Origin of the sequence: Bacteroides intestinalis DSM 17393, assembly GCF_000172175.1 — a bacterium.
In the GTDB taxonomy this organism is placed as follows: Bacteria; Bacteroidota; Bacteroidia; order Bacteroidales; family Bacteroidaceae; genus Bacteroides; species Bacteroides intestinalis.
Genome location: NZ_ABJL02000008.1, coordinates 1389334 through 1407601, shown reverse-complemented (window position 1 = coordinate 1407601; position 18268 = coordinate 1389334). Strand labels below are relative to the sequence as shown.

Below are 18268 nucleotides of genomic sequence, written 5' to 3'. Positions count from 1 at the left end.
ACTTAAATTAATACCATACAACCATGAAATCAAATTCTTCGTTATCCAAGCTCTTCCCGGTGATGCTTTGTTTCTTCGCCATGGGATTTGTTGATCTGGTAGGCATTGCCTCCAATTATGTAAAAGCTGATTTAGGTCTGACGGATTCTCAGGCTAACATCTTTCCCTCGCTGGTTTTCTTCTGGTTTTTGATCTTTTCCGTGCCGACAGGTATGTTGATGAGTCGTATCGGACAGAAAAAGACGGTACTGCTTAGTTTGCTGGTGACCTTTGCTTCTTTATTATTACCGGTTTTCGGTGATAGTTATACGCTTATGCTGATTTCTTTCTCTTTATTAGGTATCGGCAACGCGCTTATGCAGACTTCACTGAATCCGTTACTTCCCAATATTGTCAGAGGTGATCGTCTGGCAAGTAGTCTAACCTTTGGACAGTTTGTGAAAGCGATAGCCTCGTTTCTTGCACCTTACATTGCCATGTGGGGAGCTACGCAAGCTATTCCATCCTTTGGTCTGGGCTGGCGGGTGCTATTCCCTATTTATATGGTCATTGCTGTAATCGCTGTTTTACTATTAGGGCAGACACAGATCGCTGAAGAAAAAGAAGAAGGCAAACCTTCTACATTTGGTCAGTGTTTAGCTCTATTGGGCAAACCGTTTATTCTGCTATCTTTTATCGGCATTATGTGTCATGTAGGAATTGATGTGGGCACGAATACTACCGCACCTAAGATTTTAATGGAACGCTTGGGTATGGGATTGGATGATGCTGCGTTTGCTACCAGCCTTTATTTTATATTCCGTACGGCAGGTTGCTTTACAGGGTCTTTCATTTTGAGAAAGATGAATGCCAAATCGTTCTTTGCTATCAGTAGTTTTATGATGTTATTGGCAATGATAGGGCTTTTTGTTTTTCATTCAAAAACATCTATTTATATTTGCATTGCATTGATAGGTTATGGTAACTCAAATATATTCTCGATTGTCTTTTCGCAGGCATTGCTGTATATGCCGGGCAAGAAGAACGAAGTTTCCGGTCTGATGATTATGGGCCTTTTTGGTGGAACGGTGTTTCCGTTGGCAATGGGATTGGCTAGTGATGCGGTAGGACAAAGCGGTGCAGTAGCGGTAATGACAGTCGGTGTGCTTTACCTGCTGTATTATACTCTGAAGATAAAGAAATAACTTTAAAGGAAAATTGCAGTATGAAGTTAATCTTAAGACTATTATTGACCGGCGCATTTTTACTTTCGTGTAATTGGGCGTTTTCTGGTGACATTGAATTGAAAATCAACAAAAAGTATCTGAATTTTCCTGTTTCTCATAAACAGGAAAGGGCGAAAATGACTTTTAAATCGGAAGGTAAGCCCGATTTGTCGGTAGTGATCCGTCTGGCATCCGGCGAAGCTGATTATTGGGTGTTTAAAGATGTTTCCGATCTTAAAGGTAAAACAATAAGGATAAGTTATGAGGGAGATGAAAAGGGGTTAAGTAAAATATACCAGGATGATTTTATAGCCGGACATGACAGCCTTTATCGGGAAACGAACCGTCCGCAATTCCATTTTACTACTCGCCGTGGCTGGATAAATGACCCTAACGGGCTGATATACCATGATGGAGAGTATCATTTGTTTTATCAGCATAATCCCTATGAACGCGACTGGGAAAATATGCACTGGGGACATGCTGTAAGCAAAGACTTAATTCATTGGGAAGAACTACCGGATGCTCTTTATCCAGATCATTTAGGTACAATGTATTCAGGATCAGCAGTGACAGATTATGAAAATACTGCAGGGTATAATAGAGATAATGTTCCTGCCATGATAGTGGCTTATACAGCTGCCAGCCCGGATAAGCAAGTGCAATGTATAGCATATAGTCTTGACAATGGGCGTACTTTTACCAAATATCCGGAGAATCCTGTGATTGATTCGAAGCATATCTGGAATAGTATAGATACGCGTGATCCGAAAGTATTCTGGTATAAACCCGGTAAGCACTGGGTTATGGTGCTGAATGAACGTGATGGACACTCTATTTACATTTCTTCCAATTTGAAAGAGTGGACTTATCAAAGCCATATAACCGGATTTTGGGAATGTCCTGAGTTGTTTGAATTGCCTATTGATGGAGATCCGAATAATACGAAGTGGGTGATGTATGGTGCCACAGGCACCTATATGCTTGGTTCGTTCAATGGGAAAGTTTTTAAACCGGAAATGGGAAAATATCAATATACAACAGGCTCTATATATGCTGCGCAGACATTTACCAATATGCCCGACGGACGACGTATTCAAATAGGGTGGGGGCGAATCAGTCATCCGGGAATGCCTTTTAATGGTATGATGTGTTTGCCAACGGAGCTTACCCTTCGGACTACTAAAGATGGACCAAGATTATTTAATGTCCCGATTAAGGAATCCGAGCAGTTGTTTACGCCTCTCCGTCAATGGAATTCTCTCAAGGCAAATGAAGCCAATGAGTTGCTGAAAGAATTTGAAAATGCAGATTACCTTAGAATTAAAACCACATTCAAGTTGTCTCATGCAACTAGTGCCGGATTTAATTTGTTTGGCCAGCAAATGCTTACTTACGATCTTAATCCGAATACAATAAATGGCGTGTTCTACTCTCCTGATGATATGACAAGTATGGAAATAACTGCCGATATATATATAGACAGAACTTCTATTGAAGTGTTTGTCGATAACGGAGCATATTCATTTTCAATGGTTAGAAAGCCGGATAAGAATAATAAGGAAGGATTTCATTTCTGGGGGAATAATATTGATATTAAGGATCTACAAGTATTTGGGGGTAAATCAATATGGGACAAATAATTTATTAATGGTTTAAATCAATCTCTTTTCGGAGAGTAACAACTTATTTATATATGAATACAATCGTTGGAATGGGTGAAGCACTTTGGGATGTGCTGCCCGAAGGAAAGAAAATAGGTGGTGCACCTGCCAATTTCGCTTATCATGTATCACAGTTTGGTTTTGACAGTCGTGTCGTAAGTGCTGTAGGGCGTGATGCTGATGGACGGGAAATATTGGATGTTTTTGCTCAAAAGAAGCTGACTTGCCAGATAGAACAGGTGGATTACCCTACGGGTACGGTACAGGTTACTCTTGATGCTGTCGGTGTACCTTGTTATGAAATTAAAGAGGGGGTAGCTTGGGATAATATTCCTTTTACGGACGATTTGAAACGGCTGGCTCTTTCTACCCGTGCTGTTTGTTTCGGTTCTCTGGCTCAACGCAGTCCTGTGAGTCGGGCTACTATCCAGCGCTTTTTGGATACAATGCCTGACGGAGAAGATCAGATTAAGATTTTCGATATTAATCTTCGCCAGGGATTTTATACGAAGGAGATTCTTTGCGAATCTATGCGTCGTTGCAATATCCTTAAAATCAATGATGAGGAATTGGTGACAATCAGTCGCATCTTTGGTTATCCGGGTATCGATTTACAGGATAAATGCTGGATACTTCTGGCTAAATACAATCTGAAGATGCTGATTCTGACTTGTGGAACCAATGGCAGCTATGTATTTACTCCTGGTGTAGTATCTTATCAGGACACACCGACAGTTCCTGTTGCCGATACTGTGGGAGCGGGTGATTCATTTACTGCTGCTTTCACATCTGCCATACTTAGTGGAAAACCTGTTCCTGAAGCACATAAACTGGCCGTAGAAGTTTCTGCTTATGTTTGTACACAGAGTGGGGCTATGCCGGAATTACCTTATGCTTTTAAGAGTCGGTTGGAGTAACTACCTGAAAGGTTACAATTAGATTGTTTTCTCCTTTATCATTACTATTCTGATATGGTAATGATAAAGGAGATTCATTTATATGGCAACTAATTTGGTATTATAAGGGCATTGTGTAGCATACAATACCTGTTTTCTTCCAACTTCCTGCTATTCCATATTCCTGTTTGTCTTCTGTAGTGTAACAATAATCATTTTCATTTGCTGCTTCGTATAGAGGAATGGCTCCGTCTACAGGTGAAGTATATACATATCCCAGTTCTTTTTCCAGTTGCCATCCGGCGTCTGCTTGTAATGGCTCTACGGATAAACGTTGTTTTTGTCCGTTGCTATATAAATACAGAGGCACGGTATGTGTTCTTTGCTGTTTGTAGATGGAACAAACGGCTCCTTCATATTTTCTGTTGGAGTGCACTGCAATATCTAAATAAGATGTATCGTATGTGTGATTTTTGCCATTCCAAGCCTGAAGTAACGGAGTTGTGGAAACAGATGATAACTTTTGGTTGGAAATATATTTTTCTATGGCATCTTTCACTTGTTTTCTTTTGGTGGCATCCGCTATCAGTTCATAAATAGGAAGAACTTTGTCTTGAGTGATTTTAGTCAAGGTATAATTTTCTTCATTGAAGGACTTCCACCAGGCATTGAAGCCATCGGTTATCGGCTGTGAAGTCAATAGGCTTGTATTTCCTCCATAGAATTCCAGTATAAGCTGGCCTCCTATGCTTTGTGCCACTTCTTCTTCCCACCCGCCGACACCGCTTCCGGTAAAGAGACCTTGCTGGCCTATTTTTGTCAAAGCGCTGAGTAAGGTGATTCTTGCACTGCTGGCAGCCGATGTCGCTGTAGGCACTGCTGTCCGGAAAAGTCCTCTGAATCGTGCCCCTATGCCGACGTCCACTAAAAGGTGTGTGCCATATTTATTTATGATATCTTCTGCTGTCAGACTGGCAACATCATTTTCAAACTCCTGCGTAAGGTATCTGTATTTATATTTCTCTGAGTTATAGAAGAACGAAAAGTACCAGCGTTCCGCCGTAAATAGCTGTTCACTGGAAGCAAAAGAATATTGTGAAGAATGGTTGTAGTCAGATTCGAACTCTTTGTGCTTGAGAATGGTACCGATCGATAGAGCATTCCTGGAATTTATGTCTCCCAGTATTAGGTTATTGGTCATGTCGGTCAGGAACGTTGTTGCATTTTCTCCAGCGTAGTCTCTGGGTTCGGAAGCATTTGCCCGCATACGATAGATATTATCTTCATCGTTGTTTTCTAACTTCTCCAAATCTATTATGGGAGCTTTTATGGCTTCGGGACTTAAGTAATCAGCGGTAACATCGTAGCCCGCACCAAGAATTTGCTTCATATTTGCCGGGTAGGTTTTGAAAATGACTTCCTTGTCAGGAATAGCTTTGAGTTCATAGACATCAGAAGGAGTTTCATCTTCCGGGGTGAAATCTGAATCTGAGGAACATGCATATGAAATACATGCCAGAATGACAAAATAGAATAGCTTTTTCATAAAATAATAGTTTTCTAGTAGTTATATTGTATTTGTAGGCAAAAGTAACAGAAGTATTTGAAGGGGCAATGTGTACACGTCCTTTTTTACAGAAAAAGTGTCTTGTTTTATATTATCGACGATTTTACATTACTGCACAAAGTTCCTCCACCTGCTTTTCAAAACTATCTCTCATCTTAGCCTTATTTTTTACTACGCTCCGATGATTGTAAATAGTTTGTGGCGAATAGAACAGGAGGGTGGCTATCTTAGAGCTATCTTTAATCCCCATACGTATCAATGCAAATATACGGAGCTCCGTATTCAATATCTCTCCTCTTTTAGGAATGATTTCTTCACCTTCTCGTAATAATGCATTAAATTCTTCTATAAATTTGGGGTATAAGTTCAGAAATGCAGTATCGAAGTTTACAAAGAATTCTTTCGCATCGGTGTCTGATAGTTTAGTGGTATTGACTAACTTCAAAAGATCATCCGTTTGTTTTGCTTTCACTTTGCGTTTTACCAAATCCTGGTATTTATTCAGTTTATCTATATAGGCAGCACACAGATCCATGAACAGGCTTACATATTCTTCACGTGTATGATTGGTCTCTACTAATGCTTTATTCAGATGCTGTAATGCCTGATTCATATCCGCCAGTATCTCTCTGCGTTTATGAAGTTGGTGCATTTGCCGGTAAATATAGATCAGGGAAATAACTAGTCCGATAGATAATATACTGATACATATCAGTGACCATTGTAGTCGTTTACTTTTAATAAGGTTCTGTTCCTGATAAGACAGTACGATAGAAGGGAATTTCTTCGCTATCTCGAGCATGCGGAGACGATTGTTATAAAACTGTGCGTCTTCCATGGAATAATTCAGGTAGCGGTTAGCACGCGATACTTCTCCACTTTTATTTTTAAAGATATATAAGGCAAGTTCCTGCAGAGCCAGGTTTTCCTTAAGCGGGCATACCTGATCCGAAATAGCAGCTTTGATCAGATAATGCTCGTATTCGTCCCAATTCCCTAATTTAGAATGTACTAATGCCAGACCGTAAGTAACCATAGCATAAAGACGAACATTTACGGGAACTCCTTCCAGTGCTTTTTGGTAGTATTCTTTCGCTTCGGGATATCTTTGGTGACGATAGAGATTTTCTCCTTTCCAGTAGTCGTGTAATGACGAACCGACGGGCAGTACGCTGATTAGAGAATCCTGATAGAGCATCTCTTTTTCATAATAGCGGGGGGCATATACTTTATCATTGGAGTATTCGGCCCACATACTGTAAGCCCATTCACAGGCGACATAGTATTCTATCTTTGACGGAGCATCTAAAGTGCGTGAGTCTATTTGTGCCAGATTCTGAATGGATTCGCTGAAATAGCCTGAAGTGGAAAGAAGTACTGAACGGTGAATGATGCTCAGATTGCGATAAGTAGGATTTGAAAGTTGCATGGCCACTTGTTCTTCCCTGTCTACATAGAGCATGGCCGAATCGAAACGATATGTATAGTACTCTTCATAAATGGCATTGTATAATCGGAAGCGTTCATTTTTATCCATTGCCGGATATAGCAAATGTTTTAGGCTGTCAATCCGGGTTTCCTTTTGGAGCGAGTATTGGTTGCGCTGTTTTAAAGCTGATTCCAATTCATTGGATAAGTCCGTTTTATTCGCTGCACGAAAAGGTACAAGCATAAATAGTAGAAATAATCCTGATAACAAGTATCTTTTCATAGGGTATATTCATTTAAAGTAGACAAATACAAAGATATTAAAAGTTTTTAGCAAACGGATACATCTACCTGCTTTTATAAAATGAATACCTGTAATATGTTTATAATCAGTGTGATAATGACGTGTGCTACTTCACTTCAATCTACCTGACGACTACTTGTGGCAACAGTGCATAATAATACCTTCTAACTTTGCCCTCGTTGAAAGATAAAGGATGTATTTCCATCCGATCCTTTGGCAAAGAGTTTAATTTTAAATCCTATTAATATTATGAAAGTAAGTCTCTTTTCTTATGTTGTATTGGCAGCTTTGTTATTCGCTACTACTGCGATAGCAAATAGTCCGGTGGAGAATGACACCATCAGTAGTAAGAAGACGGAAGGAAGCGAACGCAATGTGATGCTGAATGCTTCGGATGCTAACAAGCCTCGTGAAATCCAGATCGGACTTCCCAGTGAAGATGTGAATGTGTATGAGAACGGATTGCCCGCCGTATATTCTTCGGCTGTGCACAAGTTGGCTACTCACTGGCGCAGCGATGCCAGCCTGGGTGAAGTCGGATTAATGACACCGTCCGAATCTGCTATTGCTACCGGAAATATTGCTTATTCCGTAAATTCTTTCTCTAAATTGGGACAGAAGGAGTTTAAGGGAGTCTTGAATTATCATACCAATCACTTCGGATGGCAGAATGTGGACATGAATGTGTCCGGTGGCATCGGAGATCGTTGGCTGTATACAGCGAGCATTTATCAGAATTTCGATCCGGGTAGTTTCGCCCCTAAGTTTGAAAACTTCAGTGACCGCACCCAATTGTATCATGCCGGGCTGACCCGCCTTTTCAATAACAATCGTGGAAAATTCTCCGTTATTTATAAATTCTCGAAAAGTAATGCACTCGGTTCGATGATTAATGCTGCTCCGTTCATTTATGTGGGAGATGGCAGCGTAAAAGAAATTTCGGGGTTCAAGTTGGGGACTTCTTCATATGCTCCCGAAGGTGGACGCTTTCAATATATGGACGTAATGGATGGAAAGATGAAGAGCGGGCGCTTCGGTGACTTCACGGGGAATAGAGCGCATGAAGTAGCTATGCTGTTTGATTATACTTTCCATAATAATCTGAATTGGATATTCAATGCCAAGTTTATGAATGCTCCTGAAGCAAATTATGTAGATTTCGGCGGTAGTAATATCAGTGAAGCAACTGAGGAAGATGGTCTTTTTCTGGATGGTTCGAAAGATGCCTATACCGGATTGGTGGAAGGTAGACGTACCTGGTTGCACCTTGGAAAGGTGAAGAATGTATTGCTAACCTCTGAGTTGAAAAAGAAAGTCGGTAACCATGATGTACGTCTGGGGTTGAATGAATGGTTTTATCACTTGAATTATCAATCTTCTTCTTTTCAATGGACGGGAACCGTCACCGAATATCCGCAGATACTGAACCGGGTGGAAGCTGACGGAAGTACCAGTAAATTCAGAGGATTCAATGAACTGAGCCCTGAGTACACGAAAGGGACTGAGAATAAACTGGCTGCTTACTTTACGGACAATTGGCAGGTAAGCCCGAAATTCACAGTCTACTACGGGGCTCGCCTGGAATATTATCGTATGTCTGCCGACCAGATTCCTTACAGCCGTTATTCTGGTTTCCATATTGGTGATACCCATGAATATACGGACAATGAAGGGAATGTGCTTTCTACTGAAAAGATACAGCCGCATAAAGTGGTAAAAGATAAGTTGAATTATGCTGCAACGGCACAATTTACTTACAAACTGACCAGGAACTTCGGGCTTACTGCTGATGGAACTATTGCTACCCGTTTTCCGCGCATTAATGAATATGCAGGAACCGGCCCAACTGAGGAACAGTATAAGCGTGTGACCATCCCCTTGTTGCGTGGTGGATTATTCTATCAGAATGACTGGATAAACCTGACTTCTATGATTACCTATATCTCTAAGTCGAATAACATAGACCAGCAGAATGTAACCAAGCCGGGAACAACGCAATCCAAGACCACTTTGTTGATTTACGATATCAAGACATTGGGCTGGACTACTTCTGCTGAAATCAATCCCTTCAAAGGTTTTCATTTGCATGCCCTGTTCACTTACCAGAAGCCCACTTATAATAACTACTTCATTAAATCTCCATTTGAAGGAGTGTCCGATCTGAATGCCAACGGTAATATTGTGAAGGAAATTCCCCAGGTATTGGCTGAAATAGATCCCAGTTATAACATAACGCCCGATTTACGTCTGTGGCTTAGCTTCAGTTACTTTGGTAAGACATATGCCAATCTGATCAATGTCCTCTATTTCAATGGCCGCTGGGAAACTTTCGGTGGAATTAACTGGAAAGTGAATAAACATCTCTCACTGGGTGCAACGGTAGTGAACTTCCTGAATCAGAAAGGTGCCAGCGGCACGATTAATGGTGCAGAACTGTTGGGTAAGGAAGAAGCAGGCAAGTTTAAAGACCATTATATGAGTGGTAACTATTTGCGTCCGTTTACGCTGGAATTCAGTGCAAGTCTTTCATTCTAATTTAAATTAATATATTTTTGTAACTAAATTGATTGTATACCATGAAAAATTTACTTGTAACCCTTTTTGCATGCGCTACTTTATCGTATACTCATGCAGCGGAAAACAAAACGATCCGCATTTCTACGGACAACACTGACCTGGTGCTTCAGGTAGGCGATAATGGTCGTCTGTATCAAACTTATTTAGGTGAGAGACTACTGCATGAACAGGATTTGAATAATTTCAGCTGGAGTATCCATGCAGGTGCCGATGGTAGTGTAAGCCGGCGTGGTTGGGAAGTATATAGTGGTTCGGGTAATGAAGATTACTTTGAACCGGCCATTGCTATTACTCATAACGATGGCAATCCGTCCACTATCCTGTATTATGTTTCTTCTTCCTCTAAGGCGGTTGAAGGCGGTATGGAGACTGTGATTAATCTGCGTGACGACAAGTATCCGGTAGATGTCACTCTGCATTATGTGGCTTATCCGAAGGAAAACGTTATCAAAACTTGGAGCGAAATCATACATCAGGAGAAGAAGCCTGTAATGCTTTCGACCTATGCCTCTACCATGCTTTATTTCAATAATTCAGCTTATTACCTGACTGAGTTTAGTAGTGACTGGGCGAAGGAAGCACAAATGAGCAGCCAACAGCTACAGTTCGGTAAGAAAGTGATCGATACGAAGTTGGGGAGTCGTGCCGCCATGCATACGCATCCTTTCTTTGAAGTAGGACTGGATCAACCGGTCAGCGAACATCAGGGAAGCGTATTGATGGGTACATTGGGCTGGACCGGTAATTTCCGTTTCACTTTTGAGGTAGACAATGTAGGAAACCTTCGCGTAATCCCTGGCATCAATCCTTATGCTTCGAACTATGAGTTGAAACCGAATGAAGTGTTTACTACCCCTGAATTTATCTTCACTTTAAGCAATGACGGCGCTGGGAAAGGTAGCCGGAATCTCCATGAGTGGGCACGTAACTATAGTTTGAAAGATGGTAAAGGCAGTCGTCTGACTCTTCTGAATAACTGGGAAAATACAGGCTTTAACTTTAATCAGGAGATACTGGCTGAATTAATGAAGGAAGCCAAACATCTGGGTGTAGATATGTTCTTATTGGACGACGGGTGGTTTGCGAACAAATATCCCCGTAAAAATGATCATGCGGGTTTGGGAGACTGGGATGTGAATCATAATAAATTGCCCGGCGGTATTCCGGCTCTGGTGAAAGCTGCCAAAGATGCAGATGTGAAGTTCGGTATCTGGATTGAGCCTGAAATGGTGAATCCCAAGAGTGAACTCTTCGAGAAACATCCGGATTGGGCGATCATGCTGCCTAATCGCGATACGTATTATTATCGTAACCAGTTGGTGCTTGACCTTAGCAATCCGAAAGTGCAGGACTATGTGTATAGTGTTGTAGAGAATATAATGAAAGAGAACCCGGAAGTTGCTTTTTTCAAATGGGATTGCAACAGCCCTATTACCAATATCTATTCCCCGTATCTGAAGAATAAACAGGGGCAGTTGTATATTGACCATGTCCGTGGTATTTATAATGTTCTGAAACGTGTGAAGGAGAATTATCCTGATGTCCCGATGATGCTTTGCTCCGGTGGTGGTGCCCGTTGCGATTATGAAGCACTGAAATATTTTACCGAGTTCTGGTGCAGCGATAATACGGATCCTGTAGAACGTATCTATATCCAGTGGGGCTTCTCTCAATTCTTCCCGGCAAAAGCTATGGATGCTCATGTGACCAGTTGGAACAAGGCGACTTCCGTGAAATTTCGTACCGATGTGGCCTCTATGTGTAAACTTGGTTTCGATATCGGTCTGAAAGAACTTACTGCTGACGAACTGGCTTATTCCCAGACAGCCGTTGCCAATTGGAAACGCCTGCAGAATGCTATTATGGATGGTGACCAGTATCGTTTAGTTTCTCCTTATGAGGGAAATCATATGGCATTGAACTATGTGAGTAAAGATACCAACAAAGCAGTACTGTTTGCTTACGATATCCATCCCCGCTTTCAGGAGAAACTGATGGCAGTGAAATTACAAGGTCTGGATCCGAATAAGCAGTATAAAGTAGAAGAAATCAATCTGATGCCTTCGGTTACTTCAAAGTTAGGGTCTAACGGAAAAGTTTTTTCCGGTGATTATCTGATGAAAGTCGGTTTGAATGTATTCGGTTTGGCTACGACTCAGAGTCACGTGATTGAGTTTACTGCTCAATAAGTAGATTGCCGATAAAGATATTTTTATAATAAGTGCGCCCACTAAAACTTTATTTTAGTGGGCGTATCTGTTTTTATGTACCTTCATATCATCAAAAAAAGTATGAAATCGTAAAATTAAGGATGCCTTTTAATCTTTAATATTCTAAATATCAGTGCTATAAAATTATTTATTTTAGTTTATTGATTTTAGAATTTAGATTCCTCCATTTCCCATTATTTTTGTTCTCGTCCATTGAGTCTAATACAAATGAATCATATAAAGAGGATGAAATAGTCCGATTTAATAACCTGAACGGTTACAGGAATGTGCCTGACAGCACAAAGATCTTGCTTCCGTTATTAAAAAATAATTAAGATTATGAGTGAATCGCCTTCTGTAAACAAAGACCGCGTACTGACCTGTTCCGTTTATTGTAACGGAAACAAACTGGGAAATGAGTACACCTTGGTTGCTGCTACGGTGCATTTGGAACTGAACCGCATCGGTAAAGCAACATTGAAATTTAATGCCGGAAATATGAATAAGCAGACCTTCGACGAGAGTGATGCCGACCTTTTCAAGCCGGGTAATGCTATCCGTCTGGAAGTAGGCGATATTGAAAAGGAAAATATACTGTTCGATGGTATGATTATCGGGTTACGCATCATTACTGATAAGGACTTTCATTCCTATATGTTAGTGGAGTGCCGTGACCATGCCTATTCTGCCACGCAAGGACGTAAGAATCGCATCTTTGAAAAGAAGAAGGACTGTGACATCATTAAAGAAGTATTGTCAGCTTACGGTAGTGTGGAAGTAGACTCCACACCCTATCAGTACCCCACGCTGGTACAGTATTATTGTTCCGATTGGGATTTTGCCCTTTCGCGTGCCGATGCCAATGGCCTGTTTATCTTTACTGATGGTGGTAAGATAAAGGTGAAGAAGCCCGATGTGAGTACGTCGCCTGTACTGACTGTAACTTATGGTGTCGACTTGACTACTTTTGACCTTGAACTGTCCGCTGATGACCAGTTTACGCAATATGAAGCGATGTCTTGGGATCCGGCCACACAGAAAGCTGTGAAAGTGTCTGCTAGTTCCCCCTCGCTCAATAAGCAAGGGGACTTGCAGCCGAAGAACATTGCCATAGGCGATAGCTTTTTGTTGCAAACCGATGCTCCTACAGACGAAAAAGCGTTGAAGCAATGGGCGGATGGCATGGCGTTGAAAGCTGGATTGGCACGTTATCAAGGATCGTGCAGGTTTTGTGGTTCCGCCAAAGTGGTGCCCGGCTGCATCATTGAACTGAAAGGTTTGGGCAAGCGATTCAATGGCAATCTGTTTGTCGGCTTAGTGACGCATACCATCGAGAACAACGAATGGACGACCGAAGCGGGTGCAGGCGTTTCATCCCTGAACATTACTGATGAAACGGATGTGGTATCGCCTTCCGCTTCCGGCTTTTTGCCCGGTTTGCAGGGACTTCATGCGGCAGTGGTGAGGAAACTGGACGGCGATCCGTTGAAAGAATACCGTATTCAGATAGAATTGCCATGGATGGAAAGAACAAGCTGCTTTGGGCAAGACTCTCCACTGTGTACGCCACAAACGCATCAGGTAACTTCTTCCTGCCCGAACCGGATGATGAAGTGGTGGTGGGCTTTATGAATGAAGACCCCGGGCATCCCATCATATTGGGCGGGGTGTATGGTGAGAGGCACAAACCGCCTTATGAATACGAGGCGAAGAATAATACGAAAGCCATCGTCACCCGTGAGAAGATGCGGATAGAATTCAATGAGGAAAAGAAGATGGTAAAGATTTCTACTCCTGGAAAAAACACAGTGGAAATCAGTGACGACGACAAGCATATCAAGCTGACCGACCAGAACAAGAACGAGATTGTGATGAACAGTAGCGGTATTTCCTTTTCGTCGGCAAAAGATATCACACTGAAAGCGAAAGGTGCCATCACAATGGATGCCACTTCAAAATTCAGCGCCACGGCCAAGCAGGATGTCAGTCTGGAAGGACTGAACGTGAACATGCAGGCTAAAGTGAGTGCAGCTGTTAAAGGCAACGCCAAGGCGGAACTTTCAGCTTCGGGCCAAACTACTGTTAAAGGCGGAATGGTCATGATAAACTAATGGACAATTAGGAAATGGATTTTTAATTTATAACTTTTAATTTGAAAATTATGCCTCCAGCAGCAAGAATAACTGATATGCACACCTGCCCCATGCAGACCCCGGCGTTTCCCTCGCCGATACCGCATGTGGGCGGACCGATAGTCGGTCCCAGTGTGCCGAATGTTTTAATAGGGAAAATGCCAGCAGCCGTCGTAGGTGACATGTGCGTCTGCGTGGGACCGCCGGATACAATAATAAAAGGTTCATCCACTGTAATGATAGGTGGCAGACCTGCAGCCCGTATGGGTGATAGCACCGCACATGGTGGCACGATAGCTGCCGGATGTCCGACGGTGATGATAGGCGGATAAAGGGTATAAGCACACATTAGACAATGATGCTTTTCCGGGCAAAGGCTGAAACTTTCTACCTATACTGGCAGAAACGTTGCAAATAAGGTACTTTATGAGCAGGACATTCAGCGAAGTCTGGATGTCCTGTTTGGTATGTCTTCCGGCGAACGGGTGAATTGTTATGATTATGGAGTCCGTTCCGCGAGTATATTTCCGAAGTGATGAATACGGAAATTGTAGTAGAGATAGTTGTCGCATTTGAGGTAAATACTTACTTTTGTAAACATATGATAGAGAGGTTGATTCATATAGTAATATATAAATGGTGAGTATATGGAAATGATTCAGGTTCAGTATTATCAATCTCCCTATGGTGAGTTGATATTTGGTTCCTTCGAGGGTAAACTTTGTATGTGTGACTGGGTGAATGAAAAACGCCGGGAGGTAATCGACAAACGACTGCAAAAGGCACTGCATGCCGATTACTGCACGCAAGGTTCTGAAGTAATTGCAAAAGCAATTCTTCAGTTGGAAGAGTATTTCGCCCGCAAAAGGAAGGCATTCGACATCCCATTACTCTTTATAGGAACGGATTTTCAGAAATCAGTATGGCAGGAATTGCTGAATATCCCTTACGGTAAAACCGTATCTTATGGTGAGTTGTCACAAAAACTGGGAAATTCAAAGGCAGTTCGCGCAGTGGCAACTGCCAATGGAGCGAATGCTATTTCAATATTTGTTCCTTGTCATCGTGTCATTGGCAGCAACCATAAGCTGGTCGGATATGCCGGCGGATTGGAAGCTAAGAAGGGATTGTTAGACTTGGAAATTAATCTTTATGATAGATTCATGAACCATTAGTGAAAGCTAAGGAGATTTTCTGGTAAAGGGTTAAAGACTAAGATAACGAAGGTTAATTTGTCCCCTTATAAGGGGACGTAATGTTCTCCATGGTGGAGAGCATTAGCCTCCGTAGGCAGAGATACTAATTTCTCCTATTGCCCTATTAAGGTATCCTTGCTTTATGTCTTGAAGGTATTTAATAGTATGAACACAAGCTTATTTACTCTTTAATTCCGCAACAGGCATTCATGTTATAATTTAGTAGAGTGGAGCTTTTTTTAAGAAACAGGTAAAGATTCCTATGATAATATTTTTATATTTGCGTTACTAATACCAGAAAAGATGAGAAGATATACTTTCCAATTGTTGCTTATTCCAATGCTCTCCCTCTTTTGGCTGACTGCTTCGTGTACGCATCGCGACGTGCATTTCCGTATCGGCGTTTCCCAATGCAGTGACGATGAATGGCGGCATCAGATGAACAATGAAATGCTGCGCGAGGCACTTTTTTATGATGGAGTGGAAGTGGATATCCGCACCGTGAAAGACGATAATGCACAACAGATAGAAGATATTCGCCATTTCATTCAGGAAGGGGTAGACTTGCTTGTTGTTGCCCCCAATGAAGCTGCTCCCATTACTCCGGTGGTAGAGGAAGCATTTGATCGTGGGATTCCTGTCATAGTCTTCGACCGGAAGATACTTTCTGATAAATATACTGCTTATATAGGTGCGGATAATTATGAGTTGGGAAAAGCTATAGGTAATTATGTAGCCAATATGCTTCATGGGCGGGGTAATATTGTAGAGATTGCTGGGTTGACCGGCTCTACGTCTGCCATGGATCGCCATCAAGGATTTGTTTCTGCGATATCTCCTTATCCCGGTATTCAACTTCTGGCTCGTGAAGATGCCGGTTGGTTACGTTCGGAAGCGGGAGAAAGGATGGACACTCTTTTGAAGCGTTTTCCGGAAATAGATGTGGTGTATGCCCAGAATGACCGTATGGCTGCAGGTGCTTATGCCGTTGCTAAACAACAGGGCAGGGCGGAAGAAATGCGTTTTATTGGTACGGATGCTTTGCCTGGTGAAGGATATGGTGTGGAGCAGGTGTTGAACGGGCAATTGGATGCCACGTTTATTTATCCTACAGGTGGTGACCGTGTGATACAGATTGCAATGGACATTCTGAATAAACGTGATTATCCTCGTGAGACTGTATTGGGAACTTCTGTCGTAGATGCTACCAATGCCCAGATTATGCAGATGCAGACCTCACATATAGCTACTCTTGATGAGAAAATAGAAACCATGAACGGGAAGATGAGTCAGTTCTTCGACCGTTATGCTACGCAGCAAGTTGTGCTATATGGTAGTCTGTTGGTACTTTTATTGGTAGTAGGCTTATTGGTTGCCGTGTATCTGTCTTTGCGTACTAAAAATCGCTTGAACCGGAAACTGTCTCGTCAGAAGGAGAAGTTGGAAGAACAGAAACTGCAACTGACACAACAGAAAGAACAGCTCATTCAGCAGAAAGAACAATTGGAACAACTTTCCCGTGAATTGGAAGAGGCAACTCATGCCAAACTGGTCTTTTTTACCAATGTCTCACATGATTTTCGCACCCCATTGACGTTGATTGCAGATCCTGTTAATCAACTTCTTGCCGATAAATCTCTTGGAGAACGTCCACATCAGTTACTGGAACTGATGAAGAAGAATGTCAATATTCTCCTTCGTCTTGTTAATCAAATCCTTGATTTCCGTAAAGTGGAGAACGGACGAATGGAACTCCATCTGGAGCCGTTCGATCTTTTGAGCAGTTTTCGTGGCTGGAACGATTCTTTCCGCATGGCGTTGTTGAAAAAGCATATATCCTTCTTTTTTGAGGTTACCCCTGATATGGATTTCCGTATGATGGCAGATAGTGAGAAAATGGAGCGTATCTACTTCAATTTGTTATCCAATGCTGTGAAGTATACACCCGAGAATGGAAAGATTATAGTTCGATTGGAAGCAGAAGCTACTAATTTCCGCTTTTCAGTATTTAATTCCGGTAGCCATATTTCTCCCAAAGAAGTTGACGCTATCTTTGAACGTTTTTATCAGATAGACGGGCATCAGGCTGGCACAGGGATTGGTTTGGCACTTGTTCGTGCTTTTGTTGAGATGCATGGCGGTCAGATCACTGCCCATAGTGATGAAAAAGGAGCGACTTTTACTGTTCTTTTTCCGGCGCAGAGTGTTTCTCAGTATCACCCGACGGTGGTTACTCTTCCAAGTGAAGAAGCAGAAGTTTCTACCACATTAGTCGAAACCGATTTTCCTATGGGTGAGGAAGAAACGAGAGATGCGGATCGCCCGGCAGTTCTGGTTATCGATGATAATGCTGACATCCGCAATTATGTGAAAACATTGCTTGCCGAAGAATATCATGTGTTGGATGCACCGGAAGCTGCTACGGGAATTCGTCTTGCAATGAAATATGTTCCCGATGTGATTGTGTCCGATGTTATGATGCCCGGTATGGACGGGGTAGAGTGTTGCCGGAGACTGAAGACAGAGTTGCAGACTTGTCATGTCCCCGTTATCCTTCTTACGGCTTGTTCGCTTGATGAACAACGCATACAGGGATATAATGGCGGTGCAGACTCTTATATATCTAAGCCTTTTAATTCCCAATTGTTATTGTCCCGTATCCGGAACCTGATAGACTCCCGTCGCCAGCTTCGGCAGTTCTTCGGTGATAATCAGACATTGGCAAAAGAGAATATATGTGATATCGATAAAGATTTCGTTTCCCGCTTTAAATCTCTGGTGGAGGAGAAAATGAGAGATCCGGAACTGAATGTGGAAGACTTAGGCAAAGATATGGGGCTGAGTCGTGTACAGCTTTATCGTAAATTGAAATCGCTTACGAATTATGCTCCCAATGAATTGCTGCGCCAGGCACGTCTTAAGAAGGCAACTTCCTTGTTGGCTTCTTCCGAGATGACAGTTGCGGAAATTGCCTATGAAGTAGGTTTTTCTTCTCCTTCTTATTTCACAAAGTGTTATAAAGAACAATTTGGCGAAAGTCCGACGGATTTCTTGAAGCGGAAGAATTTATAGTATAACAGGGGTAAGAA

The 18268-nt window shown here is 42.1% G+C and carries 10 protein-coding genes and 1 pseudogene; 9 read left to right on the top strand and 2 right to left on the bottom strand.

From position 1 onward, the window contains the following. The first annotated feature begins 23 nt into the window (after nt 1-23). From BACINT_RS14930 to BACINT_RS14920, 3 genes are read left to right on the top strand one after another with little or no spacing between them, the layout of a single operon-like run. A complete protein-coding gene (locus BACINT_RS14930) occupies nt 24-1184 on the top strand; it encodes an MFS transporter (protein ID WP_044155069.1) in 1161 nt (386 codons plus the stop codon). Between the two features lie 20 nt (nt 1185-1204). Further along, nucleotides 1205-2848 carry a glycoside hydrolase family 32 protein gene (locus BACINT_RS14925; RefSeq protein ID WP_007664473.1) on the top strand — a complete coding sequence of 548 codons (1644 nt, stop codon included), beginning with the start codon at nt 1205-1207 and terminating at the stop codon, nt 2846-2848. Between the two features lie 53 nt (nt 2849-2901). After that, on the top strand, nt 2902-3786 hold the full coding sequence (locus BACINT_RS14920; RefSeq protein WP_007664472.1) for a carbohydrate kinase family protein: 885 nt from the start codon (nt 2902-2904) through the stop codon (nt 3784-3786). A 100-nt stretch (nt 3787-3886) separates the two neighbouring features. On the opposite strand, the gene BACINT_RS14915 is transcribed toward BACINT_RS14920, so the two are convergent. Further along, on the bottom strand, nt 3887-5311 hold the full coding sequence (locus BACINT_RS14915; RefSeq protein ID WP_007664471.1) for an MACPF domain-containing protein: 1425 nt from the start codon (nt 5309-5311) through the stop codon (nt 3887-3889). A 124-nt stretch (nt 5312-5435) separates the two neighbouring features. Beyond that, a complete protein-coding gene (locus BACINT_RS14910) occupies nt 5436-7043 on the bottom strand; it encodes a DUF6377 domain-containing protein (RefSeq protein WP_044155068.1) in 1608 nt (535 codons plus the stop codon). Between the two features lie 270 nt (nt 7044-7313). Here BACINT_RS14910 and BACINT_RS14905 point away from each other — a divergent pair, with 270 nt between their 5' ends. From BACINT_RS14905 to BACINT_RS14880, 6 genes and pseudogenes are all read left to right on the top strand, one after another. Further along, nucleotides 7314-9599, top strand: a complete 2286-nt coding sequence (locus tag BACINT_RS14905; protein WP_007664469.1) for a TonB-dependent receptor — start codon at nt 7314-7316, stop codon at nt 9597-9599. Nucleotides 9600-9640: 41 nt separating this feature from the next. Beyond that, nucleotides 9641-11830, top strand: a complete 2190-nt coding sequence (locus tag BACINT_RS14900; protein ID WP_007664468.1) for an alpha-galactosidase — start codon at nt 9641-9643, stop codon at nt 11828-11830. A 360-nt stretch (nt 11831-12190) separates the two neighbouring features. Continuing rightward, nucleotides 12191-13962, top strand: a pseudogene (gene vgrG / locus BACINT_RS14895) (type VI secretion system tip protein VgrG). Between the two features lie 50 nt (nt 13963-14012). Next, nucleotides 14013-14315 (top strand): PAAR domain-containing protein, encoded by a 303-nt coding sequence (locus BACINT_RS23755; protein WP_044155065.1) that lies wholly within the window; start codon nt 14013-14015, stop codon nt 14313-14315. A gap of 315 nt (nt 14316-14630) precedes the next feature. Then, nucleotides 14631-15158 carry a methylated-DNA--[protein]-cysteine S-methyltransferase gene (locus BACINT_RS14885; protein ID WP_007664457.1) on the top strand — a complete coding sequence of 176 codons (528 nt, stop codon included), beginning with the start codon at nt 14631-14633 and terminating at the stop codon, nt 15156-15158. Nucleotides 15159-15482: 324 nt separating this feature from the next. Beyond that, nucleotides 15483-18251: a substrate-binding domain-containing protein gene (locus BACINT_RS14880; protein WP_081450321.1), complete on the top strand. Its 2769-nt coding sequence runs from the start codon at nt 15483-15485 to the stop codon at nt 18249-18251. Nucleotides 18252-18268 lie beyond the last annotated feature (17 nt).